This window comes from Pseudomonas trutticola BRTCR10 (assembly GCF_056155105.1).
Window position 1 is genome coordinate 5,420,671 of record NZ_CM149552.1, and the last position, 22,762, is coordinate 5,443,432.

General features: G+C 60.0%; 22 protein-coding genes and 1 other RNA gene. 4 read left to right on the forward strand and 19 right to left on the reverse strand.

Annotated elements, in window-relative coordinates:
• Position 1 precedes the first annotated feature (1 nt).
• From ACVVH8_RS24525 to rsmI, 14 genes are all read right to left on the reverse strand, one after another.
• Positions 2-961 (reverse strand): D-alanine--D-alanine ligase, encoded by a 960-nt coding sequence (locus tag ACVVH8_RS24525; protein ID WP_103306212.1) that lies wholly within the window; start codon positions 959-961, stop codon positions 2-4.
• Positions 958-2,418 (reverse strand): UDP-N-acetylmuramate--L-alanine ligase, encoded by a 1,461-nt coding sequence (gene murC, locus ACVVH8_RS24530; RefSeq protein WP_007961634.1) that lies wholly within the window; start codon positions 2,416-2,418, stop codon positions 958-960. The genes ACVVH8_RS24525 and murC overlap by 4 nt, the downstream gene beginning before the upstream one ends.
• Positions 2,411-3,481 (reverse strand): undecaprenyldiphospho-muramoylpentapeptide beta-N-acetylglucosaminyltransferase, encoded by a 1,071-nt coding sequence (murG, locus tag ACVVH8_RS24535; protein ID WP_475226823.1) that lies wholly within the window; start codon positions 3,479-3,481, stop codon positions 2,411-2,413. The genes murC and murG overlap by 8 nt, the downstream gene beginning before the upstream one ends.
• Positions 3,471-4,688, reverse strand: coding sequence for a putative lipid II flippase FtsW (ftsW, locus tag ACVVH8_RS24540; RefSeq protein WP_103306213.1), 1,218 nt, complete (start codon positions 4,686-4,688; stop codon positions 3,471-3,473). Before ftsW ends, murG begins: the two co-directional genes overlap by 11 nt.
• Positions 4,685-6,031, reverse strand: a complete 1,347-nt coding sequence (gene murD / locus ACVVH8_RS24545; RefSeq protein WP_103306214.1) for a UDP-N-acetylmuramoyl-L-alanine--D-glutamate ligase — start codon at positions 6,029-6,031, stop codon at positions 4,685-4,687. Before murD ends, ftsW begins: the two co-directional genes overlap by 4 nt.
• 5 nt (positions 6,032-6,036) lie before the next feature.
• On the reverse strand, positions 6,037-7,119 hold the full coding sequence (mraY, locus tag ACVVH8_RS24550) for a phospho-N-acetylmuramoyl-pentapeptide-transferase (RefSeq protein ID WP_103306215.1): 1,083 nt from the start codon (positions 7,117-7,119) through the stop codon (positions 6,037-6,039).
• Positions 7,119-8,486 (reverse strand): UDP-N-acetylmuramoyl-tripeptide--D-alanyl-D-alanine ligase, encoded by a 1,368-nt coding sequence (locus ACVVH8_RS24555; RefSeq protein WP_475226825.1) that lies wholly within the window; start codon positions 8,484-8,486, stop codon positions 7,119-7,121. Before ACVVH8_RS24555 ends, mraY begins: the two co-directional genes overlap by 1 nt.
• A complete protein-coding gene (locus tag ACVVH8_RS24560; protein ID WP_103306217.1) occupies positions 8,479-9,942 on the reverse strand; it encodes a UDP-N-acetylmuramoyl-L-alanyl-D-glutamate--2,6-diaminopimelate ligase in 1,464 nt (487 codons plus the stop codon). The genes ACVVH8_RS24555 and ACVVH8_RS24560 overlap by 8 nt, the downstream gene beginning before the upstream one ends.
• Positions 9,942-11,681, reverse strand: a complete 1,740-nt coding sequence (locus tag ACVVH8_RS24565; RefSeq protein ID WP_177431450.1) for a peptidoglycan D,D-transpeptidase FtsI family protein — start codon at positions 11,679-11,681, stop codon at positions 9,942-9,944. The genes ACVVH8_RS24560 and ACVVH8_RS24565 overlap by 1 nt, the downstream gene beginning before the upstream one ends.
• Positions 11,681-11,974 carry a cell division protein FtsL gene (ftsL, locus tag ACVVH8_RS24570; protein WP_007917008.1) on the reverse strand — a complete coding sequence of 98 codons (294 nt, stop codon included), beginning with the start codon at positions 11,972-11,974 and terminating at the stop codon, positions 11,681-11,683. The genes ACVVH8_RS24565 and ftsL overlap by 1 nt, the downstream gene beginning before the upstream one ends.
• Positions 11,971-12,918 (reverse strand): 16S rRNA (cytosine(1402)-N(4))-methyltransferase RsmH, encoded by a 948-nt coding sequence (rsmH, locus tag ACVVH8_RS24575; protein WP_371919332.1) that lies wholly within the window; start codon positions 12,916-12,918, stop codon positions 11,971-11,973. Before rsmH ends, ftsL begins: the two co-directional genes overlap by 4 nt.
• Positions 12,915-13,370: a division/cell wall cluster transcriptional repressor MraZ gene (gene mraZ, locus ACVVH8_RS24580; RefSeq protein ID WP_475226828.1), complete on the reverse strand. Its 456-nt coding sequence runs from the start codon at positions 13,368-13,370 to the stop codon at positions 12,915-12,917. The genes rsmH and mraZ overlap by 4 nt, the downstream gene beginning before the upstream one ends.
• Positions 13,371-13,772: 402 nt before the next feature.
• Positions 13,773-14,126: RNase P RNA component class A (gene rnpB / locus ACVVH8_RS24585), an RNA gene on the reverse strand.
• Between the two features lie 73 nt (positions 14,127-14,199).
• Entirely contained in the window at positions 14,200-15,105 is a 906-nt protein-coding gene (gene rsmI / locus ACVVH8_RS24590) for a 16S rRNA (cytidine(1402)-2'-O)-methyltransferase (protein ID WP_475226831.1), read from the reverse strand.
• A gap of 177 nt (positions 15,106-15,282) precedes the next feature.
• On the opposite strand from rsmI, the gene ACVVH8_RS24595 reads away from it, so the two are divergent.
• From ACVVH8_RS24595 to ACVVH8_RS24610, 4 genes are all read left to right on the forward strand, one after another.
• Positions 15,283-17,094 carry a penicillin-binding protein activator gene (locus ACVVH8_RS24595; protein ID WP_103306221.1) on the forward strand — a complete coding sequence of 604 codons (1,812 nt, stop codon included), beginning with the start codon at positions 15,283-15,285 and terminating at the stop codon, positions 17,092-17,094.
• The gene (locus ACVVH8_RS24600) at positions 17,094-17,456 is read left to right on the forward strand and encodes a YraN family protein (RefSeq protein WP_103306222.1); all 363 of its coding nucleotides are present in this window, start codon (positions 17,094-17,096) and stop codon (positions 17,454-17,456) included. Before ACVVH8_RS24595 ends, ACVVH8_RS24600 begins: the two co-directional genes overlap by 1 nt.
• 101 nt (positions 17,457-17,557) lie before the next feature.
• Positions 17,558-18,151, forward strand: coding sequence for a phosphoheptose isomerase (locus tag ACVVH8_RS24605; protein ID WP_008082788.1), 594 nt, complete (start codon positions 17,558-17,560; stop codon positions 18,149-18,151).
• Positions 18,148-18,726 carry a BON domain-containing protein gene (locus ACVVH8_RS24610; protein ID WP_103306223.1) on the forward strand — a complete coding sequence of 193 codons (579 nt, stop codon included), beginning with the start codon at positions 18,148-18,150 and terminating at the stop codon, positions 18,724-18,726. Before ACVVH8_RS24605 ends, ACVVH8_RS24610 begins: the two co-directional genes overlap by 4 nt.
• 50 nt (positions 18,727-18,776) lie before the next feature.
• Here ACVVH8_RS24610 and ACVVH8_RS24615 read toward each other — a convergent pair whose 3' ends face one another.
• The 5 genes from ACVVH8_RS24615 to petA all read right to left on the reverse strand — a co-directional run bounded on the left by ACVVH8_RS24615 (position 18,777) and on the right by petA (position 22,559).
• Positions 18,777-19,190 (reverse strand): ClpXP protease specificity-enhancing factor, encoded by a 414-nt coding sequence (locus tag ACVVH8_RS24615; RefSeq protein ID WP_103306224.1) that lies wholly within the window; start codon positions 19,188-19,190, stop codon positions 18,777-18,779.
• Positions 19,191-19,206: 16 nt separating this feature from the next.
• Entirely contained in the window at positions 19,207-19,824 is a 618-nt protein-coding gene (locus tag ACVVH8_RS24620; protein WP_007917025.1) for a glutathione S-transferase N-terminal domain-containing protein, read from the reverse strand.
• 148 nt (positions 19,825-19,972) lie between these two features.
• Positions 19,973-20,755, reverse strand: coding sequence for a cytochrome c1 (locus tag ACVVH8_RS24625; RefSeq protein WP_213026548.1), 783 nt, complete (start codon positions 20,753-20,755; stop codon positions 19,973-19,975).
• Positions 20,755-21,966, reverse strand: coding sequence for a cytochrome b (locus ACVVH8_RS24630; protein ID WP_103306226.1), 1,212 nt, complete (start codon positions 21,964-21,966; stop codon positions 20,755-20,757). The genes ACVVH8_RS24625 and ACVVH8_RS24630 overlap by 1 nt, the downstream gene beginning before the upstream one ends.
• Positions 21,966-22,559 carry a ubiquinol-cytochrome c reductase iron-sulfur subunit gene (gene petA, locus ACVVH8_RS24635; protein ID WP_003228055.1) on the reverse strand — a complete coding sequence of 198 codons (594 nt, stop codon included), beginning with the start codon at positions 22,557-22,559 and terminating at the stop codon, positions 21,966-21,968. The genes ACVVH8_RS24630 and petA overlap by 1 nt, the downstream gene beginning before the upstream one ends.
• Between the last annotated feature and the right edge of the window lie 203 nt (positions 22,560-22,762).

The window sequence follows — 22,762 nt, forward strand, 5'->3', positions numbered from 1 at the left end:
CTTAACCTCTAGCGTCTTCAACACTGGCGGCCAGAATGGCCAGAACCAGTTGCTGGAAATCCAGACCGGCCGCGCGGGCCGCCATCGGCACCAGGCTGTGATCGGTCATGCCCGGGGCGGTATTCACTTCGAGGAACCAGAACTGCCCGTCGGCGTCCTGCATCACGTCCGCCCTGCCCCAACCGGCAATACCCAGCGCCTCACAGGCCTTGGCCGTGAGATCCATGAGTTCCTGTTCTTTGTCCGCGTCCAGCCCGCACGGAATGCGGTACTGGGTATCGTTGGCGATGTACTTGGCGTCGTAGTCGTAGAACGTGTGCGGTGTACCCAGGGCAATCGGAGGCAACACCTGGTCACGCAGGGTGGCGATGGTGAACTCCGGACCTTGAATCCATTGCTCAACCAAAACTTGCGAATCGTAGGTACTGGCCGCTTTCCATGCGTCGATCAACTCGGACGCAGAACTCACTTTGGCCATCCCGATACTTGAACCTTCATGCGCCGGTTTGACGATCAAAGGGAAGCCCAGTTCCGTCGCCGCGGAAATACAATCGGCTTCGCTGCACAGCACGGCGTGACGCGGCGTCGGAATCCCGAGGCTGTGCCAGACCTGCTTGGTGCGCAGTTTGTCCATCGCCAGCGCCGAGGCCAGAATGCCGCTGCCGGTGTAGGGAATCCCGGCGACTTCGAGCAAGCCCTGCATGCTGCCGTCTTCACCGCCACGGCCGTGAAGAATGATGAACGCGCGGTCGATTTTTTCACTCAGCAGACGCTGCAGAATATCGGTGCCAACGTCGATGCCGAACGCGTCCACGCCAGCGCTTTGCAGCGCGTCGAGCACGGCGTTACCGGATTTCAGCGACACCTCACGCTCGGCACTCAGACCGCCGAAGAGCACGGCGACGCGGCCGAAGTCTTTCGGCGCGACAGTGGAAAACAGCTTGGCGTAGGCAGCAGTCATTTCAACTTCCCCTCGACCGACGCCGCCACGGCGCCAGCGAACAATTCACTTTTCAGCAGCTTCGGCGCGAGGCCGCCGATATCACCGGCGCCCTGGCACAGCAGAATGTCGCCGGCACGCAGCAGCGGCTTGACCAGCGGCGCCAGATCGACGCCACGCTCGATGTAGATCGGGTCGAGCTGACCGCGCTGGCGGATGCTGTTGCACAGTTTGCGGCTGTCGGCACCCGGGATCGGCTCTTCGCCCGCCGGATAGACTTCCATCAACAGCAGCACGTTGGCATCGGCCAGTACATTGACGAAGTCGTCGTACAGATCGCGGGTGCGGCTGTAACGGTGCGGCTGGTAAACCATCACCAGACGGCGCTCCGGCCAGCCACCGCGCACGGCTTTGATCACGGCGGCGACTTCGGTCGGGTGGTGACCGTAGTCATCGACGAGCATCACGTTGCCGCCGTCCACCGGCAATTCGCCGTAGACCTGGAAACGTCGACCAACACCCTGGAAGCCCGACAGGCCCTGAACGATGGCTTCATCGCTGACGCCTTCGTCAGTGGCGATGCAAATGGTCGCCAGCGAGTTGAGCACGTTGTGGTTGCCCGGCATGTTCACGGACACATCCAGCGGCTCGCGGTCAGGACGCAGCACGGTGAAGAAGGTCTGCATGCCTTGCTGACGCACATTGATCGCGCGCACGTCGGCGTCTTCGCTGAAGCCGTAGGTCACGGTCGGACGCTTGACCAGCGGAAGGATTTCACGCACCACCGGATCGTCCAGGCACATCACCGCCAAACCGTAGAACGGCAGGTTGTGCAGGAACTCGACGAAGGTTTTCTTCAGTTTGTTGAAGTCACCGTCGTAGGTCGCCATGTGGTCGGCGTCGATGTTGGTGACCACGGCCACCAGCGGTTGCAGGTGCAGGAAGCTCGCATCGCTTTCGTCGGCTTCGGCGATCAGGTAACGGCTGGTGCCGAGCTGGGCATTGGTGCCCGCCGCATTCAGACGGCCACCGATCACGAAGGTCGGATCCAGACCACCGGCGGCGAACACCGAAGCGATCAGGCTGGTGGTGGTGGTTTTGCCGTGAGTACCGGCGACGGCGATGCCGTGGCGATAGCGCATCAGCTCGGCGAGCATCTCGGCACGCGGCACTACCGGAATACGACGCTCAAGCGCAGTCGCCACTTCCGGGTTGGAGGTATTTACAGCGCTCGACACCACCAGCACATCGGCAGTCGCGGCGTTTTCGGCACGGTGGCCGATGTAGATGTGTGCGCCGAACGACTCCAGACGCTCGGTGACCGGCGACGCTTTCAGGTCGGAACCGGACACTTCATAGCCCAGGTTCAACAACACTTCGGCAATCCCGCACATGCCCACGCCGCCGATACCGACGAAGTGGATGCGACGGATGCGGCGCATTTCCGGTTGCGGCATGGCTTTCTGATTCTCAACCATGGGCCACCTCCAGGCAGGTATCGACCACGCTACGGGTGGCATCGGGTTTCGCCAGACGGCGGGCCGCTTGGGCCATATCTTCGAGTCGTTGCGGTTGCATCAAGACCTCTGTCAGGCGCGCGGCAAGGTCCGCGGCACCAGTCGTTCTTTGCGGCATCAGGAAGGCAGCGCCTTCGCGGGCCAAATAATCGGCGTTGCGGGTCTGGTGATCGTCGATCGCGTGGGGCAAAGGCACCAGCATCGAGGGCAGACCGGCGGCAGCCAGCTCACTGATGGTCAACGCGCCTGCACGGCACACCACCAGGTCAGCCCAGCCATAGGCCTGGGACATGTCTTTGATGAACGGCTGCACCTGCGCTTCCACGCCGGCGGCGCGGTAGCGCTCTGCAGTCACTTCATCGTGGTTTTTGCCGGCCTGATGAAACACTTCCGGGCGCAAATCGGCAGCGACTTGGGCCAGGGCTTCAGGCAGCAACTTGTTCAACGGTTCTGCGCCCAGGCTTCCGCCGAGGATCAGCAAACGCGCTTTGCGACCGGCCAGAGCAGGTCGCGATGTGTCGAGGAACAGCTCGCTGCGCACCGGGTTTCCGGTGGTACGGCGGGTGTCCGACAGAGTAAAGGTGTCGGGGAACGCTTCACACACCCGGGCGGCGAACGGCACCAGCAACCGATTGGCGGTGCCGGCCACAGCGTTCTGCTCGTGAACGATCACCGGCACACCGGCCAGTTTCGCGGCGAGACCGCCGGGGCCAGTCACATAACCACCGAAGCCGACCACACACACCGGCTTCAAGCGACGAATGATCGCCCGCGCCTGCCACACCGATTTCAGCAGCATGAATGGCGCCTTGAGCAGCGACAGCTTGCCCTTGCCGCGCAGGCCGGTGGCGTTGATCCGGTGCAATTCCAGCCCTGCGGCCGGCACCAGTTCGTTTTCGATACCGCGTGGCGTGCCGAGCCAGTGCACGGTGTAGCCGCGCGCCTGAAACTCGCGGGCACAAGCCAGCGCCGGGAACACGTGGCCGCCGGTTCCGCCGGCCATGATCAATACGTTAGCGCCCATGATTCGGCTCCTCGGCGAAGTCGCTCTCATGGAATTCCATTTCTTCACTGCCCAGGTGGGTTCGGCTCTCCCACTCGATCCTCAGCAACAAGCCAAGACAGGCGCAGCAGATCACCAGCGAGCTGCCGCCGTAACTGAGGAACGGCAAGGTCAGCCCCTTGGTTGGCAGCAGACCGACGTTCACACCGATGTTGATCAGGAACTGACCGATCCACAGGAACGACAGACCGTAAGCCACATACGCGGCGAAGAACTGCTTGGCTTTTTCGGCCCACAAGCCGATGTACATGCCGCGAATACACACGAACACGAACAGCGCCACGGTGCACAACGAACCGACCGCACCCAGTTCTTCGGCCAGAACCGAGAACACGAAGTCGGTGTGCGCTTCCGGCAGGTAAAACTGCTTCTGCACGCTGTTGCCCAGACCGACGCCGAGCCACTCACCGCGACCGAACGCAATCAACGCTTGCGACAACTGATAACCGGCGCCGAACTGGTCGGCCCACGGGTCGGCGAAGTTGGTCAGACGCGCCATCCGGTACGGCTGCATCTGAATCAGCAAGACCACGGCGCCGACCGCCAACACCACCATCAGCGAAAAGCGGAACAAGCCGACCCCGCCGAGGAACAGCATCGCCGCTGCTGCGCCCATCATCACGACGGTGGCACCGAAGTCCGGCTCCATCAGCAACAGACCGGCCATTGGCAGCAGCACGATGAACGGCTTGAAGAAGCCCATCCAGCTCTCGCGCACTTCTTTCTGGCGCCGCACCAGGTAACCGGCGAGGTAGATCACCACGAACACCTTGGCGATCTCGGACGGCTGCACGTTGAAGAAGCTGAAACCGATCCAGCGCATCGAACCGTTCACTTCGCGGCCAATGCCCGGGATGATTACCATCACCAACAGTCCGAATGCACCGATCAGCATCAACCAGCCCAGACGCTGCCAGGTGGCGATCGGGATCATCATGGTGACGATGCACGCGCCCAGACCCAACACCACATAGATAAGGTGGCGAGTCATGTAATACAGGGCACTGCCCGACTGCGCCGCACCCACTTCGGTGGACGCCGAAGCAATCATGATCAGGCCGAGACCGAGCAGCGCCAGACAACCGGCGAGCATCGGGAAGTCGAGGTCGATGCCGCGCCCGGTGATGATCGGCGACGGATACGGCTTGATGATATTGCGCAGGCTCATGCCAGATCCTCCACGGCGCGGACGAACTGGTGACCACGGTCTTCGTAATTCTTGAACATGTCGAAACTGGCGCAGGCCGGCGACAACAGCACCACATCACCCGGCTGGGCGGCGGCGCGGCATTGCGCAACGGCGTCGACCAGCGAGGTCGCACGAATCAATGGCACGGCATCACCGATGGCTTCGCCGATCTTGTCGGAGTCGCGGCCCATCAGGATCACGGCGCGGCAGTTGGCCGCCACCGGAGCACGCAGATCATTGAATTCGGCACCCTTGCCATCGCCGCCGGCGATCAGGATGACCTTGCCGTCGATGTCCGCGCCCAGGCCTTCGATGGCCGCCAGTGCAGCGCCAACGTTGGTGGCTTTGGAATCGTTGTAGTAAGCGACGCCGTCGAGATCACGCACCCACTGGCAGCGATGTTCGAGACCGGCAAAGGTACGCAAGGCCGAGAGCATGGCGTCGAACGGCAGGCCAACCGCATGACCGAGCGCCAGCGCCGCGAGGGCGTTGGACTGGTTATGCGCGCCGCGAATCTTCAGCTCACGCACCGGCATCAGGTTCTGGAATTCGAAGGCCAGATATTTCTCGCCATCTTCTTCGCGGATACCGAATGCCTTGAAATCCGGTTTGGTCAGGCCGAAGGTCCAGCATGGCTGGCCCTCGCCGATCAGCGGACGGGTCAGCGCATCCTGACGGTTGACCACGAACTGCCTGGCGCCACGGAAAATCCGGTGCTTGGCGAGGTGGTAGGCCGGCAGACCGCTGTAGCGATCCATGTGGTCTTCGCTGATGTTCAGCACGGTCGCCACTTCAGCGTTGAGCTGGTCGGTGGTTTCCAGCTGGAAGCTCGACAGCTCCATCACGTACAGCTCGACGTCGTCGCTGAGCAGGTCCAGCGCCGGGGTGCCGAGGTTACCGCCAACAGCGACGCGTTTGCCGGCCGCAGCCGCCATCTCGCCGACCAGGGTGGTGACGGTGCTTTTCGCGTTGGAACCGCTGATGGCCACGATCGGCGCCTGCGCGTTACGCGCGAACAGCTCGATGTCGCCGGACAGTTTCACGCCACGGGCCGCGGCGGCTTGCAGGGCCGGGGTCGCCAGCGCCAGACCGGGGCTCACGTAGAGCTCGTCGGCACGGCACAGGAATTCGACGTCCAGCTCGCCACAACGCACTTCCACGTGCGGATAGTCACGCTTGAGCGTGGCCAGTTCCGGTGGATTTTCCCGCGTGTCGGCCACGGCAAACGACGTGCCCCGGTTCGCCAGGAAGCGAACCAGGGACATGCCGCTCTTGCCGAGGCCGACAACGATGCGGAAGTGGTCAGAAGCGATCAGAGACACTCGTTCTACCTCAGCTTCAGGGTGGCAAGGCCGATCAGCACGAGAATCACGGTGATGATCCAGAAACGGACGATCACGCGCGGCTCGGGCCAGCCCTTGAGTTCAAAGTGGTGGTGTATCGGAGCCATGCGGAACACACGGCGACCGGTCAGCTTGAAGGACGCAACCTGAATGACGACTGACAGGGTTTCCATCACGAACACGCCGCCCATGATGAACAGGACGATTTCCTGACGGACGATCACCGCGATGGTGCCCAACGCTGCGCCGAGTGCCAGTGCACCGACGTCGCCCATGAACACTTGTGCCGGGTAGGTGTTGAACCACAGGAAGCCCAGACCGGCACCGATCAGCGCACCGCAGAACACGATCAGCTCACCCGCACCCGGCACATAAGGGATCAGCAGGTATTCAGCGAATTTCACGTTACCCGACAGGTAGCAGAAGATGCCCAGACCACCGCCGACCATCACGGTTGGCATGATTGCCAGACCGTCGAGGCCGTCGGTGAGGTTGACCGCGTTGCTCGAACCGACGATCACAAAGTAGGTCAGCACGATGAAGCCGGCGCCCAGCGGAATGCTGTAGTCCTTGAGCATCGGCAGGATCAGTGTGGTTTCCACCGGGGTGGAAGCGGTCATATAAAGGAAGATCGCCGCGCCGAGGCCGAACACCGATTGCCAGAAATACTTCCAGCGGCTCGGCAGGCCACGCGAATTCTTCTCGATGACTTTGCGGTAATCGTCGACCCAGCCGATGGCACCGAACAGCAGGGTCACCAGCAAAACAGTCCAGACGTAACGGTTGCTCAGGTCAGCCCAGAGCAGAGTGCTGACGCCGATCGAAGAGAGAATCAGCGCGCCACCCATGGTCGGCGTACCGGATTTCGACAAGTGCGATTGCGGACCATCGTTACGAACGGATTGACCGATCTGACGGTTCTGCAAAGTGCGGATCATCCACGGGCCATAGCACAGCGACAAAACCAGCGCGGTCAGCACACCGAGGATCCCGCGCAGGGTCAGGTACTGGAAGACCGCGAAGCCTTTGTAGAACTGTTGCAGATACTCCGCTAGCAGCAGCAGCATTAATGTTTCTCCAGACTGGACCCGCACAGAGCCGCAACGATGTTTTCCATCGCTGCACTGCGCGAACCCTTGATCAAAATAGTGGTGTTTGTGTCCTGCTCGGCGTCGAGGGCCTGGATCAGTTCGGCTTGCGTGCCGAAGTGATGCGCCTGCTCACCGAAAGCGTTTACGGCGTGAACCATGTTTGGCCCGACTGCATAAAGCGCGGAAACCTTGCCACGGGCGTATTCGCCCACGTCGCGGTGCCCCTGCTCCGCCCAATCGCCCAACTCGCCGATATCTCCGAGCACCAGGACGGTGCGGCCGGAAAAGCCGGCGAGTATATCAACGGCCGCGCACATCGAGGTGGGGTTTGCGTTGTAAGTGTCATCGATCACGCGCATGCCGTTTTTCGCCAGTTGCGCAACGGTACGACCCTTGACCGGTTGCACGGCGCCCAGCCCGGTGGCGATGCCGAACAGCGACACGCCCAGGGCGTGCGCAGCGGCGGCGGCAGCCATGGCATTGGCAACGTTGTGGGTGCCGAGCAGGTTCAGTTGAACGCGCTCGACACCTTCAGGTGTGTGCAGATTGAAGGCCGGGCAACCACGGGCATCGGTGCTCAAGTCGCTGGCGTAGAAGTCAGCTTGCGAATTGCTCAAAGCGAAGGTCAGCACTTTGCGAGCGCCCGCACGGATCTTCCAGATACCGAAGGCCTTGTCATCGAGGTTAAGCACGGCGACGCCATCGGCCGCCAGCCCGTCGATGATTTCGCCCTTGGCTTCGACGATTTTTTCCGGGCCGCCGAACTCACCGACGTGCGCGGTGCCGGCATTGTTCAGGATCGCCACATGCGGCTTGGTCAGGCCAACGGTGTAGGCGATTTCGCCCAGACGCGAGGCGCCCAGTTCGATCACTGCCGCCGTGTGTTCCGGAGCCAGTTCGAGCAGGGTCAGCGGCGCGCCGAGGTCGTTGTTCAGATTGCCACGGGTCGCCAGTACCGGACCGCGCGTGCGCAGGATGCTCGCGAGCATTTCCTTGACCGTGGTCTTGCCGCTGGAGCCGGTGATGGCCGCGACTGGCTGAGTGAATGCGGCACGGTTCAAGGCGCCCAATTGGCCGAGGGCCTGACGGGTGTCCTTGACCAGCAACTGCGGCAACGTGCTGTCGGCGACTTCACGCTCGACTAGCGCAGCCACCGCGCCTTTGGCGGCGACGTCGTTCAAATAGTCATGACCGTCAAAACGCGGGCCGGTCAGGGCAATAAACAGTTGGCCGGATTTGATCGCACGGCTGTCAATGCTGACGCCGTCGAAACTGGCATCGGCGCTGATCAGGCGTGCGTCGAGCGCGTTGGTCAACGCGCTGAGTTTCAGGGCCTTAAGCATGGGCCACCTCCCAAGCGGTCAGGGCGTGATCGGCCTCGACCAGATCAGAGAAGGCATGGCGCTCGCCGTTGATTTCCTGATAGTCCTCGTGACCTTTACCGGCCAGGACAATCACGTCATCCGCCGAAGCGCCGGCAATCAGTTGCGCAATCGCCTGGCCACGGCCGGCGACGAAGGTGACTTTATCCACAGCCGTGAAACCGGCGCGGATGTCATCGAAAATTACTGCCGGGTCTTCAGTGCGCGGGTTGTCGTCGGTGACCAGCACTTGATCGGCCAGACGCTCGACCACTTCGGCCATCAACGGACGCTTGCCGCGATCGCGATCACCGCCACAGCCGAACAGGCACAGCAGTTGACCTTTGACGTGCGGGCGCAAAGCGGTCAGAACTTTTTCCAATGCATCCGGAGTGTGGGCGTAATCGACCACCACCAACGGCTGAGTGCCGCCGCCAAGACGCTGCATGCGTCCGGCCGGGCCTTCGAGTTTCGGCAGGACCTTGAGAATTTCGTCGAGCGCGTAGTCCAGACCGAGCAACGCGCCGACCGCAGCCAGTACGTTGCTCAGGTTGAAACGACCGAGCAGGGTGCTGCGCAGATGATGTTCGCCCTGCGGCGTCACCAGCGTGGCGCGCACGCCGTGATCGTCGAACTGCGCCTCGCGGCAGAACAGGTAAGCACTGCTGTCGAGCAGGCTGTAGGTGATCAAGCGCGATTCACGCTTTTCAGCGGCCAGTTGCCGGCCGAAATCGTCGTCGAGGTTGACCACGCGGCACTTCAGATCATTCCAGGCGAACAGCTTGGCCTTGGCCTCGGCGTACGCCTCCATGGTGCCGTGATAATCCAGATGATCGCGGGACAGGTTGGTCATCACCGCCACGTCGAACGCCAGCGCAGTGACCCGGCCCTGATCCAGACCGTGGGACGAGACCTCCATGGCCACGGCTTTGGCGCCGGCCTTTTTCAGGTCGCCCAGGGTCGCTTGTACGGCGATCGGATTCGGCGTGGTGTGCAGACCGCTTTCCAGTGCGCCATAGAAGCCGGAACCGAGGGTTCCGACGATGCCGCAATGCTGGCCAAGCAGATCCAGTGCCTGCGCGACCAATTGGGTCACGCTGGTCTTGCCGTTGGTGCCGGTCACGCCGATCAGGTTCAGGTGATGGCTTGGCTCGCCGTAAAAACGCCCGGCGATATCCGACAGCTGCGCCGCCAGACCTTTGACCGGAATCAGCGGCACATCGGTGATCGGCAGCACAGTGGCGCCTTCCACTTCATAGGCCACGGCCGCCGCGCCGCGCGCCAGAGCATCGGCAATGTGCGCACGGCCATCGAATTTGCCGCCAGGCACCGCGAGGAACAGGTCGCCCGCGCGTACGTTGCGACTGTCCAGCGCCAATTCACGGATCAACAGATCGTGGCCGGCGTGGGGGAATATCTTGTTCAGACTTAATGACATCAGCCGCGCCCTCCATTGGCTTTCAGCGGAACGACCGGGGTGGCGTTGGCCTGTTGTGTGGTCGGCAGGTTGTCCGGGGTCACGTTCATCAGGCGCAGGGTGCCGGACATCACACGGCTGAACACCGGTGCGGAAACCAGACCACCGAAGTAACCGGCCTTGGACGGTTCATCGATCACCACAACGATGGCGTAACGCGGATCGCTCATCGGCCCGAAACCGGCGAACAGCGAACGGTAAGAGTTTTCGGCGTAGCCCTTGGTACCCACCGAAGTCTTGCGCGCAGTACCCGATTTGCCGGCCACGTGGTACGCCGGCACCTGTGCACGAAACACGCCGCGCGGGGCTTCGATCACTTGCGTCAGCATGCCTTGCATGGTTTTCGCGACCGCCTCCGGCAGCACTTGCGTGGTTTGCGGCGGCTTGTCGGTTTTGATCAGAGTCAATGGCGCCAGACGACCATTGTTGGCCAGCGCCGAGAACGCGTGAACGAGCTGAATCGCGGTCACGGAAATACCGTAGCCGTAAGACAGCGTGGCAGTTTCAGCCTTGCGCCATTCGCGGTAGTTCGGCAGGTTGCCGACACGTTCGCCCGGGAAGCCGAGGCCGGTGTCCTGGCCAAGGCCGACTTTCTGCGCGAGACGGAAAATGGTTTCGCCGCCGATATCGAAGGCAACCTTACTCATGCCGACGTTACTGGAATTGATCAGGATGCCGGTCAGGTCGAGTACCGGACCTTCGGTCTTGGAAACGTCCTTGATCGTGTACTTGCCGATCTGCAGGGAGCCCGGGTACACCTCGACGGTGTCGCTCGGTTTCCAGCGGCCGGTTTCGATCGCGGCGCTCATGGAGATGGCTTTCATGGTCGAACCCGGTTCAAACACGTCGATCATTGCGCGGTTACGCATCATCGCCGGTTGCAGGTTGCGACGGTTGTTCGGGTTGTAGGTCGGCTGGTTGACCATGGCGAGAATTTCGCCGGTCTTCACGTCCATGATCACCAGACTGCCGGCCTTGGCGCCGTTCTCGATGATCGCGTTACGCAGCTCGCGGTTGGCCAGATATTGCAGACGCAGGTCAATGGACAACGCCAAGGGCTTGCCGGCCTTGGCGTTTTTGGTGACCTGGACATCCTTGATCAGCCGACCGCGCCGATCCTTGATGACCTGTCGTTTGCCCGGCACTCCGGCGAGCCATTCGTCATAAGCGAGTTCGACACCTTCGCGACCGTGGTCATCGATGTCGGTAAAACCGACCATGTGCGCGGTGACTTCACCGGCCGGGTAGAACCGGCGGAATTCTTCGATGCCGTAGACGCCCGGCACTTTCAGATCGAGCACAGCCTGGCCCTGCTCGGGGGTCAGCCCGCGCACCAGATAAATGAATTCTTTGTTGGCTTGCGCTTCGAGGCGTTCGGTCAGGGCTTTCGGGTCCTGACCCAGGGCGGCGGCGAGTGCCGGCCACTTCTCTTTGGCGGTCTGCATTTCCTTGGCGTTGGCCCACAGCGTGGTCACCGGGGTACTCACGGCCAAAGGCTCGCCGTTACGGTCGGTGATCAGACCACGGTGAGCCGGAATTGGAATGTGACGCAGGCTGCGCGCGTCGCCCTGACCTTTGAGGAAGTCACGGTCAACCACCTGCAGGTCGATGATGCGCCAGCAGATCGCCGCAACCATCACGCCGAGCAGCGCCACCATCAGGCGGAAGCGCCATGGGAACAGTGCGCCTTCGAGTTTCATCATGGCGCCACCATCTTCACGTCAGCCGCGCCGGGAATGTGCATCTTCAGTTGTTCGGTGGCCAGCACTTCGATCCGGCTGTGCGCGGTCCAGGTGCTTTGTTCGAGAATCAAACGGCCCCACTCGGCCTGCGCCTTGTCGCGCACGCTGAGTTCGTTGTACAGGGTGTTGAGCAACTGCCGGTTCCAGTGCGCGCTGTAGGACACGGCGATGGCCGACACGAGCACGCCGATGAACAGCAGCAGCATCAGAAAGCTGCCGCCGGGCAGTGGCTTGGCGAAAAGCTTGCTCACCGCAGCTTCTCCGCGACGCGCATGACGGCGCTACGGGAACGTGGGTTGGCTTTGAGTTCGGCGTCGGAGGCCGTCTGCGCTTTGCCATGGACTTTGATTTTCGGTTCGAACGCTACGTGACGAACCGGCAGGTTGCGCGGCAGGTTGTCGGCTTCGCCTTTCACCAGCTTGCGCATGAACAGTTTGACGATGCGGTCTTCCAGCGAGTGAAAGCTGATGACGACCAGACGGCCGCCAACTTCCAGAGCTTCGAGTGCGGCTTCGAGGCCGGCTTCCAGATCGCCCAGTTCGTTGTTGACGTGAATGCGCAAACCCTGGAATGCACGGGTGGCCGGATTCTTGCCCTTTTCCCACGCCGGGTTGGCGACTTTCAGCACTTCAGCCAGATCGGCGGTGCGCTCGAACGGTTTGATATCGCGACGCTCGACGACGGCGCGAGCCATACGACCAGAGAAACGTTCTTCGCCGTATTCCTTGAACACCCGGGCGATTTCCTCAGCCGGCGCGGTGTTGACGAATTCGGCAGCACTGATGCCACGGGACGGATCCATGCGCATGTCCAGCGGGCCATCGTTGAGGAAACTGAAGCCACGCTCAGCGTCGTCGAGCTGCGGTGAAGACACGCCGAGGTCGAGCAGAATGCCGCTGACCTTGCCACTCAGCCCCTGCTCGGCAACTACCGAACCCAGCTCGGCAAAGCTGCGCTGCACAACGACAAAGCGGCCGTCTTCGGCCGCTAGCGTTTGCCCGGTGGCAATCGCTTGTGGATCTTTGTCGAACCCGATGAGCCGACCGTCCGTGCCGAGCTGGCTGAGGATCAGCCGGCTGTGTCCGCCGCGCCCGAACGTTCCGTCCAGATAGCAGCCATCAGGACGTACGGCGAGAGCCTCGACGGCTTCGTCAAGCAGTACGGTGATGTGGTTAAAGCCGCTATCAATAGTCACAGGATCAAATCACGCAGTTCATCAGGCATCGCGCCCGGTTGTTGAATAGCAGCCAGGTCAGCGGCAGAAACCGCATTCCAGGCATCCTCGTCCCACAATTGGAACTTGTTCAGTTGGCCCACCAGCATCGCTTTCTTATCAAGCCTGGCGTACTCGCGCAGACGCGGTGGAACCAGGAAACGACCACTGCCATCGAGTTCGAGGTCGACGGCATTACCAATCAGCAAACGTTGCAGGCGACGGCTCTCTTCGCGAAGCGAAGGAAGCGCGCGCAACTTGGTTTCAATAATTTCCCACTCGTCGAGCGGATAGACACACAGACACGGATCAACGGCATCAATGGTCACGATCAACTGGCCGGAACTGCGCGAATCGAGCTCGTCACGGTACCGGCTCGGCATGGCGAGACGGCCCTTTGCATCGAGACTGATAGCGTTAGCTCCGCGAAACACGTCTGCGTTTCTCCAATTTTTATCGTTTTGAGCTCAAAAAACCCACTTCATGCCACTTTCCGCCACTTGCGCACACTATAGGAATGCGCCCACCACACCGTCAAGGCGCGGATTAAAGGAAAACCCTTACAGAACGGAGATTTAGGAGCATAAAAGGAGGAGCAACGAGAATCTGGCGGATACTTTTGACCTATAACTTGATGCAGCACTGAAAGCTGCGCTCGAAAGTTAAAGTAATTTGTTAAGAGTAAGATTTTTTCGGTATTACAAAAGCGCTTCTGCTGTTGATTGAAGCAAGGTGGGAAATGGCTATTACTGCATTTGCCGCTGCCGAACTTTCAGCGCAGGCCTGCTGATAATACACAGCCCTGATGCCATTGATTCAAGCAGGGAAAGAAAAAGGTGGAGAGTCGATCTGTAAGCCGGGTTCTGTCTTGAACAGTCATTCGTCTACGATGGCCATCACTGGACATCTTTAGCAACCTACCCGGTCCCAGCGCGGGCCACGCCTTGGGACCCTATTTGGTCTTGCTCCAAGTGGGGTTTACCTAGCCACGAACTGTTGCCAGACGTGCGGTGCGCTCTTACCGCACCTTTTCACCCTTACCGGCGCTTGCGCGCTTAGGCGGTTATTTTCTGTGGCACTTTCCGTAGGCTCACGCCTCCCAGGCATTACCTGGCACTTCGCCCTATGGAGCCCGGACTTTCCTCCCCCCCCTAATTTTCATAGAGGGCAGCGACTGTCCGATCGACTCTCCGCCGCGAAGGTTAACGGCAGAGCGGCCGAAGAACAAGCGCTAAAAGCCCCAAGAGCGTTATGGGCGACGGCTTACACGTCTTTTTGTTTGTCGAGCGCGACCTGATACAGCACGTTTTTACGCTCGCCGGTAATCTGCGCTGCCAGCGCGGCGGCACGCTTGAGCGGCATCTCCTCAAGCAACAGATTGAGGATGCGCATCGCCTCGCTGCTGACGGCATCTTCGGACTCTGGCGCGCTCCAGCCGGCCACCAGCACGACGCATTCGCCGCGCTGCTGATTGCTGTCGGATTCAACGAACGCGCGCAGCTCAGCCAGCGGCAAACCTTTAAGCGTTTCGAAGGTTTTGGTTATTTCACGGGCGAGCAAGGCCTGACGCTCACCACCGAACACCGCCTCCATATCCTGCAGACATTCAAGAATACGGTGCGGAGCTTCGTAGAAGATCAACGTGCGCGGTTCTTCCTTGACAGCTTCCAGGCGCGCCTTGCGGCCGACCGACTTGGCTGGGAGAAAACCTTCGAAGATGAAACGGTCGGATGGCAGACCTGCGGCCGACAGCGCGGCGATCAACGCACACGCGCCAGGAACCGGCACTACATTGATCCCGGCAGCACGGGCCTGACGCACCAGGTGGTAACCCGGATCAGAAATCAGCGGCGTACCGGCATCCGAAATCAGCGCGACGTTGTCACCTGCCAGCAAGCGGGTAATAAAGCGACTACCTTCATCTCGTTCGTTATGTTCGTGACAGGCAGCCAACGGCGTGGAAATCCCGAAGTGCTGCATCAGTCGCTGCGAATGACGCGTGTCTTCGGCAGCGATCAACGACACTTCGCGGAGAATTTTCAGGGCCCGGGCGCTGATGTCGTCCAGGTTGCCGATGGGCGTCGCCACCACATAAAGCGAGCCAGCAGCGGAATTCAAAGGACCTGGAGCAGTCAAAGCGCACACCTCGTGATCGATAAAAGGCGGCATTGTAACGCGTCACGAGGCTTGCGACGTGCACCGCCCATGCTCGGTTTTGCGTGTCGTTGTGCACTGACGCAACATTTACTCCAGCTAAATTGCCTGATTCACACCAGTAACATCGCGCCCCGGCCAGTGCTTGGGTACAATTCGACGCTAATTTGATCGAGTATCAGGAACACTTACATGATCGCTTGCCTGCGGCTGTTCACTGCCCTCTGCCTCGCTGCCTTGTTGGCGGCTTGCGCCAGCTCCCCTTCCTCCAGCCTTGGCGAACTTCCACGGACCCCGGATGCCAGCATCGAGCAACTGCTCGAACAGGCTAGTCAGGCGAAAACCCCGGAAAAAGCCGCCCTGTTGCGCCTGAGCGCTGCGGACCTGGCTTATCGCCAGGGCAATGCCGGACAGTCCGCGCAAATCCTGCAACAAGTGCCGATGGAGCAACTGAAGCCAGGCCAGCAGATTTTCGCCAGCACCTTGAATGCTGAGCTGGCCATGACCCGCAATCAGCCGAAAGCCGCGCTGACTGCACTGAGCCATCCAAGCCTGCAACACCTGGGCGAGATGCCAGAAGAGCAACAAGTACGCACCGGCACCGTACATGCCCGCGCCCTTGAAGCCGATGGCCAGACACTGGCTGCCGCTCGTGAACGTGTGTTCATCGCACCGATGCTGCAAGGCGAAGCCGCCAGCAAAAACCACGAAGCGATCTGGACCCTGATTGGCTCGCTGCCAACCGACCAACTGCAACCGAACACCACCGACGATCTCGGCGGCTGGATGGGCCTGGCCATGGCAGTGAAATCCGCCGGCACCCTGGAACAGCAGCAAGCAGCGATCGACGCCTGGCGTGCGCAGAATCCAAAGCACCCGGCCGCCATCAACCTGCCGCTGCCATTGACCAAGCTCAAGGAACTGGCCAGCCAGCCACTGAGCAAGATCGCCCTGCTGTTGCCGCAGGACGGCCAACTGGCCGCAGTCGGCAAGGCTCTGCGTGAAGGCTTCATGGCTGCGCACTACCAGGCTCAACAGGCCGGGCAAAAGCCGCCAGCGATTGAGTTCTACGACAGCTCCAAGCTGACTTCGATGGACGAGTTCTACCGCAAGGCTCAGGCTGACGGCGTGCAACTGGTCGTCGGCCCGCTGGAAAAACCACTGGTCAAACAACTGAGCACCCGTCCGCAACTGCCGATCACCACCCTCGCGCTGAACTACAGCGAAGGCGATCAAGGTCCGGCGCAGCTGTTCCAGTTTGGTCTGGCGGCTGAAGACGAAGCCCGTGAAGTGTCCCGTCGCGCTCGCGCCGATGGCCTGCACCGCGCCGCAATCATGGTGCCGAAAGGCGAATGGGGCGACCGCGTATTGCGTGCGTTCAGCCAGGACTGGCAGGCGAATGGTGGCAGCATCGTTGCCACCGAACGTGTTGATCAGCCAGTGCAACTGGCCCAGCAGATCGCCGACATGTTCCAGCTGCGCCAGAGTGAAGCCCGCGCCAAGAGCCTGCAAAATGCTGCCGGCACCAACGTCGCCGCACAGCCTTCGCGCCGTCAGGACATCGAATTCATCTTCCTCGCTGCAACCCCGCAGCAAGCGCAGCAGATCAAGCCGACCCTGAACTTCCAGTACGCCGGTGACGTTCCTGTGTATGCAACCTCGCACGTGTACAGCGCCAGCGGTGACGTCAACCAATACAACGACATGAACGGCATTCGCTTCTGCGAAACCCCATGGCTGTTGGAAACCAGCGATCCACTGCGCCAGCAAGTGGTTGCACAGTGGCCGCAAGCGGCAGGCAGCCTCGGTCGTCTGTACGCGATGGGCGTGGACGCCTACCGCCTGGCGCCACGCCTGGGCCAACTCAAAGCCTTGCCGGACAGCCGCATCGATGGTGAGTCGGGCAGCCTCGGCATGACCCAGACCCAGCGCGTTGTGCGTCAGTTGCCTTGGGCGCAGTTCGTCAGCGGTCAGGTACAACGCCTGCCGGATACGCCACGCTGATGCCTGACAGGTCACGCTCGCAAAGCGGTAAAGATGCCGAGCGCCAGGCGCTCGAGCATCTGCAGGATCAAGGTCTGCGCCTATTGGCGCAGAACTGGTTATGCAAACGCGGCGAGCTTGATCTGGTCATGCTTGATGGCGATACAGTAGTATTCGTTGAAGTTCGCTACAGAAAAAACACTCAATGGGGTGGCGCGCTCGCTAGCATCGATGCGCGCAAGCAGCAGAAACTGATTTTCGCTGCGCAATATTTTCTTCAGCGCGAGTCGCGCTGGGCCAATTCCCCCTGCCGCTTCGACGTGGTGGCCATCGACAGCCATCCGAGTCAGCTGAACTGGTTGCAGAATGCTTTCGACAGTTGACCTGCAGCCAACCCGGACTTTTTCATCCGACAAATTTTGCTCTTTGCTTTGCGGGCTGCACATTCATGTGCCGGACAGCCGCGCTACTTAAGGTCACACAGATGGACATGCAATCCCGAATTCGCCAGCTTTTCCAGGCCAGTATCGACACCAAGCAACAGGCGATGGACGTACTTGCACCGCACATCGAGCAAGCCAGCCAGATCATGGTCAACGCCCTGCTCAACGAAGGCAAAATGCTCTCCTGCGGCAACGGCGGCTCTGCCGGCGACGCCCAGCATTTCTCTTCGGAGCTGCTCAACCGCTTCGAGCGTGAGCGTCCAAGCCTGCCGGCCATCGCCCTGACCACCGATACCTCGACGATTACCTCGATCGCCAACGACTACAGCTACAACGAAGTGTTCTCCAAGCAGATCCGCGCACTCGGTCAACCAGGCGACGTATTACTGGCGATTTCGACCAGCGGTAACTCGGCGAACATTATTCAAGCGATCCAGGCCGCACATGATCGCGAAATGATTGTCGTAGCTTTGACCGGACGCGATGGCGGCGGCATGGCGTCGCTGCTGTTGCCCGAGGACGTCGAGATTCGCGTACCGGCCAACGTCACTGCACGTATTCAAGAAGTCCACTTGCTGGCGATCCATTGCCTCTGCGATCTGATCGACAGCCAACTGTTCGGGAGTGAAGAATGACCCCTAATCGCCTTGGCCTTCTGGCCTTGACCCTGTGCCTCGGCATCAGTGGCTGCACCTCGGTGGTGAATGCCAGCCGCGAAGCGCCGATTGAAGACGACCGTGGCACCCGCACCTTCGGCAGCAAGATCGACGATTCGCTGATCGAAACCAAAGTGGGCGTGAACGTGGCCAAGGCCGACCCGGCCCTGGACAACGACTCACACATCGTCGTCACCAGCTTCAACGGCGTCGTGCTGCTGGCCGGTCAGACGCCCCGCGAAGACCTCAAAGCCAAGGCTGAACAGGCTGCCGCCAACGTACAGCGCGTGAAAAAGGTCCACAACGAACTGCAAGTACTGCAGCCCTCCTCCCTGTTGGCTCGTCAGAACGACGCGTGGCTGACCACCAAGATCAAGACCCAGATGCTCACCGACGCCAGCATTCCCGGCTCGCGCATCAAGGTCGTGACCGAGAACGGTATCGTTTATCTGCTGGGCCTGCTGACCAAACAGGAAGCGGCGCAGGCGACCAACCTGGTACAGGGTGTTTCCGGCGTACAGAAGATTGTAAAACTGTTTGAGTACATCGACTGATACGCACTCTGCAGATCATAAAAAAGGCGATCCATCCGGATCGCCTTTTTTTATTTCACCACTTTCAAACTTGGCCGACCGCTTGGGCGCGGCGGTTCGCTGTCCGGTGGCGGCAGGTCATCGTCCTGCTCGATATCATCTTCGTCATCCATCGGCGACTCGATATCGAACACCATGCCCTGACCGTTTTCCCGGGCATAGATACCCAGGATGGCGCTGATCGGCACGTACAGACTGTGCGGGACGCCGCCGAAGCGACCTTCGAAGGTCACCACGTCGTTGTCCATGTGCAGATGACGCACGGCACTGGGTGAGATGTTCAGGACAATCTGCCCGTCACTGGCGAAACCCTGCGGCACCTGCACGGCCGGGTACTCGGAATTGACCAGCATGTGCGGGGTGCAATCGTTATCCACAATCCACTCGTAGAGCGCGCGGACCAGATAAGGTCGACTGGAGTTCATAGCGGCTCCTTAAGCCTTAGCGCATATCGCGTTCGACACCAGACAGACTCGCCTGGAAAGCCTCACGCGCAAACGAGCGCTCCATATAATCAAGCAACGGCTTGGCTGGCCGCGGCAGTTCAATACCCAGAATCGGCAAACGCCAGAGTATTGGCAATAGGCAGCAATCCACCAGACTTTGTTCCTCACTGAGGAAAAACGGCTTGTCGGCAAACAGCGGCGACACGCCCGTCAGGCTTTCACGCAACTCCTTGCGCGCCACGACACGCGCGGCCTCCTTGGACTTGGGATCCAGAATCAGATCCACCAGACCACACCAGTCACGCTGAATGCGGTGAATCAGCAGACGACTGTTGGCACGCGCCACCGGATAAACCGGCATCAACGGCGGGTGCGGGTAACGCTCATCCAGATATTCCATCACCACGGTCGACTCCCACAACGCCAAGTCACGATCGACCAGCGTAGGGAGACTGCCGTAAGGGTTCACCTCAATCAGTTTAGGCGGCTGACGACCAGCTTCCACATAAATGATCTCGGCGCTGACACCCTTCTCTGCGAGCACAATGCGCACTCGGTGGGAATAGTGGTCGGCGGGGTCGGAGTAACAGGCCAACCGATTGGTCACGCCCATGGCGATCCTCCTCGCTTGTTGAAATTATCGGAACCGGAAAAACGCGCGCGCCCAGAGGGCGCCTCCCGCAACACCTGGCTGGCCAGACGTTGCGCTATCGGAGACGCCCTTGGGCGCGCGCGATTAACAGCAATGCTTTTGAAGCGTATCAGTGCACGTCTTTCCAGTATTCACGCTTGAGCAGATAGGCGAACACAAAGAAGAACGCCAGGTACAGCAAGACGTAAGTACCGATGCGCTGATGTTGCAGCTTAACCGGGTTAGCCGAGTAAGCCAGGAAGGTTACCAGATTCTTGACCTTCTCATCGAACTGCTCTTCGTTCAGAGCACCGGACTTCGGCACGATGGTCAACTGATCGCACGCCTCATGAGTCAGCGGCGTACCGGTCAGCGGATCATATTGCTTCTTGCCGTCTTCGACGATCTGCACCTGTTTGCAGCCCACAACCTGACGACCTTGCAGGCCGACCAGTACGTTGGGCATGCCGACGTTCGGGAAAACCTTGTTGTTCACGCCCCATGGACGTGCCGGATCTTCGTAGAACGACTTCAGGTAACCGTAGAGCCAGTCAGTGCCACGCACACGAGCGACCAGCGTCAGATCCGGTGGCGCAGCGCCGAACCAGGTCTTGGCGTCGGCCGGCTGCATGCCGATGCTCATGTGATCACCGATCTTGGCACCGGTGAACACCAGCTTCTCCAGCATCAGCTCATGAGGTACGCCGAGATCATCGGCAACTCGCTCGTAACGCTGGAACTTGGCACTGTGGCAACCCATGCAATAGTTGGCAAAGGTACGCGCGCCATCCTGCAACGCAGCCTTGTCGGAAACGTCGATGTCGACTTTTTCCAGCTCCGGACCACCATGTTCAGCGGCGAAGGACAGCACTGGCAGAGCAGCAAAAATCAGAGCAAAAAATAACTTTTTCATCAGCCAGTCACCCTTTCCGGAACCTTTTTGGTCTTCTCGAGCCTGGTGTAGAACGGCATCAGAATGAAGTAGGCGAAGTACAGGAACGTGCAGATCTGCGATACCAGCGTGCGCTCAGGTGTCGGAGCGAGAACGCCCAGAATGCCGAGAATCACGAACGAAATGCAGAACACTACCAGCCAGATTTTGCTCATCCAGCCTTTGTAGCGCATCGACTTGACCGGACTGCGGTCGAGCCAAGGCAAGACAAATAGCACTGCGATTGCCGCACCCATGGCGATAACACCCATGAGCTTGTCCGGGATTGCCCGCAGGATCGCGTAGAACGGCGTGAAGTACCAAACCGGCGCAATGTGCTCTGGCGTCTTGAATGGGTTAGCCTGCTCGAAGTTTGGTTTTTCGAGGAAGTAGCCGCCCATTTCCGGGAAGAAGAACACGATAAAGCAGAAGATGAACAGGAACACTACGACACCGACAATGTCTTTCACGGTGTAGTACGGGTGGAACGCAATGCCGTCCAGCGGGATGCCGTTTTCGTCTTTGTGTTTCTTGATATCGACGCCATCCGGGTTGTTCGAGCCGACTTCGTGCAGCGCCAGGATGTGCAGCACCACCAGACCGAGAATCACGATCGGCAGAGCGACAACGTGCAAGGCGAAGAAGCGGTTCAGGGTGATCCCGGAGATCAGGTAGTCACCGCGAATCCACTGAGTCAGGTCGTTACCGATGACCGGAATCGCACCGAACAGCGAGATGATCACCTGGGCACCCCAGTAGGACATCTGCCCCCAAGGCAACAGATAACCCATGAAGGCTTCAGCCATCAGCGCCAGGTAGATCAGCATGCCGAACACCCAGACCAGTTCACGCGGCTTCTGGTACGAACCGTAGAGCAAGCCACGGAACATGTGCAGATAGACCACGATGAAGAACGCCGAGGCGCCGGTCGAGTGCAATAGACGCAGGATCGAGCCGTACTCGACATCGCGCATGATGTATTCGACGGAAGCGAACGCTTCTTCTGCCGATGGCGTGTAGCTCATCGTCAGCCAGACACCGGTGACAATCTGGTTGACCAGCACCAGCAGCGCCAGCGAGCCGAAGAAATAGAAGAAGTTGAAGTTTTTTGGAGCGTAATACTTGCTGAGATGGTCTTCCCACATCTTGGTCGCAGGGAAGCGCGCATCAACCCAATCCATGAACTTGCTCATCACGCTTTCTCCGTATCGACGCCAATGACAATCAGGTCATCGGTCTCATAGGAATGCGGGGGAACTGGCAGGTTCAAAGGCGCAGGTTGCGACTTGTAGACGCGGCCAGCCAGATCGTAGTGGGAACCGTGGCACGGGCAGAAATAACCGCCCACCCAGTCTTTACCCAGATCCGCAGGTGCCACTTCGGGACGGAAGGTCGGTGAGCAACCCAGGTGCGTGCAGATCCCGATCAGCAGGAGAATTTCCGGCTTGATCGATCGCACTTCAGGGTCGACATAGGTAGGTTGCGTGGAGTTTTTGGAGGTTGGATCGGAGAGCTGGCCCTCGATCTTCTTGAGATTCCCCAGGATTTCCGCAGTACGACGAACAATGAACACCGGCTGGCCGCGCCACTCAGCAATCATCTGCTGCCCTGGCTCGATTTTGCTGACATTCACTTTCACCGGTGCACCGGCGGCTTTCGCCTTGGCACTGGGAAACCATGACCCCACGAACGGGACCGCAGCCCCCACCGCTCCTGCAGCACCCACCACGGATGTGGCTGCTACCAAGAAGCGACGCCGGCCTGCATTCACGCCGTCATTGCTCATTCAGTCCTCTCCCATCAGCTTTGTGGCCTGTTAAATCAGGCATCTACTAAATAAATCAATGTTACTTATAAAAATTTTGCCGAGATGGTAATGAAAAGCCCCAATTCTGACAAGGGAATTACCCGGAGCTCTTACCCTCAAGCCTTGCAGTATAGGGGGTCTACGAATGTGGCAAGTTGTCACAGCGCAATTCTTTTGATAAA

Coding starts and splice junctions, on each gene's coding strand:
- ACVVH8_RS24555 (WP_475226825.1), bottom strand. CDS start 8,486: ATGCTTAAGGCCCTGAAACTCAGCGCGTTGACCAACGCGCTCGACGCA.
- ACVVH8_RS24610 (WP_103306223.1), top strand. CDS start 18,148: ATGACCCCTAATCGCCTTGGCCTTCTGGCCTTGACCCTGTGCCTCGGC.
- ftsW (WP_103306213.1), bottom strand. CDS start 4,688: ATGAGCCTGCGCAATATCATCAAGCCGTATCCGTCGCCGATCATCACC.
- murC (WP_007961634.1), bottom strand. CDS start 2,418: ATGGTTGAGAATCAGAAAGCCATGCCGCAACCGGAAATGCGCCGCATC.
- ACVVH8_RS24525 (WP_103306212.1), bottom strand. CDS start 961: ATGACTGCTGCCTACGCCAAGCTGTTTTCCACTGTCGCGCCGAAAGAC.
- rsmI (WP_475226831.1), bottom strand. CDS start 15,105: ATGCCGCCTTTTATCGATCACGAGGTGTGCGCTTTGACTGCTCCAGGT.
- murG (WP_475226823.1), bottom strand. CDS start 3,481: ATGGGCGCTAACGTATTGATCATGGCCGGCGGAACCGGCGGCCACGTG.
- ACVVH8_RS24615 (WP_103306224.1), bottom strand. CDS start 19,190: ATGAACTCCAGTCGACCTTATCTGGTCCGCGCGCTCTACGAGTGGATT.
- ACVVH8_RS24595 (WP_103306221.1), top strand. CDS start 15,283: ATGATCGCTTGCCTGCGGCTGTTCACTGCCCTCTGCCTCGCTGCCTTG.
- ACVVH8_RS24605 (WP_008082788.1), top strand. CDS start 17,558: ATGGACATGCAATCCCGAATTCGCCAGCTTTTCCAGGCCAGTATCGAC.
- mraY (WP_103306215.1), bottom strand. CDS start 7,119: ATGCTGCTGCTGCTAGCGGAGTATCTGCAACAGTTCTACAAAGGCTTC.
- ACVVH8_RS24625 (WP_213026548.1), bottom strand. CDS start 20,755: ATGAAAAAGTTATTTTTTGCTCTGATTTTTGCTGCTCTGCCAGTGCTG.
- ACVVH8_RS24630 (WP_103306226.1), bottom strand. CDS start 21,966: ATGAGCAAGTTCATGGATTGGGTTGATGCGCGCTTCCCTGCGACCAAG.
- ACVVH8_RS24565 (WP_177431450.1), bottom strand. CDS start 11,681: ATGAAACTCGAAGGCGCACTGTTCCCATGGCGCTTCCGCCTGATGGTG.
- petA (WP_003228055.1), bottom strand. CDS start 22,559: ATGAGCAATGACGGCGTGAATGCAGGCCGGCGTCGCTTCTTGGTAGCA.
- ACVVH8_RS24620 (WP_007917025.1), bottom strand. CDS start 19,824: ATGGGCGTGACCAATCGGTTGGCCTGTTACTCCGACCCCGCCGACCAC.
- ACVVH8_RS24600 (WP_103306222.1), top strand. CDS start 17,094: ATGCCTGACAGGTCACGCTCGCAAAGCGGTAAAGATGCCGAGCGCCAG.
- ACVVH8_RS24560 (WP_103306217.1), bottom strand. CDS start 9,942: ATGTCATTAAGTCTGAACAAGATATTCCCCCACGCCGGCCACGATCTG.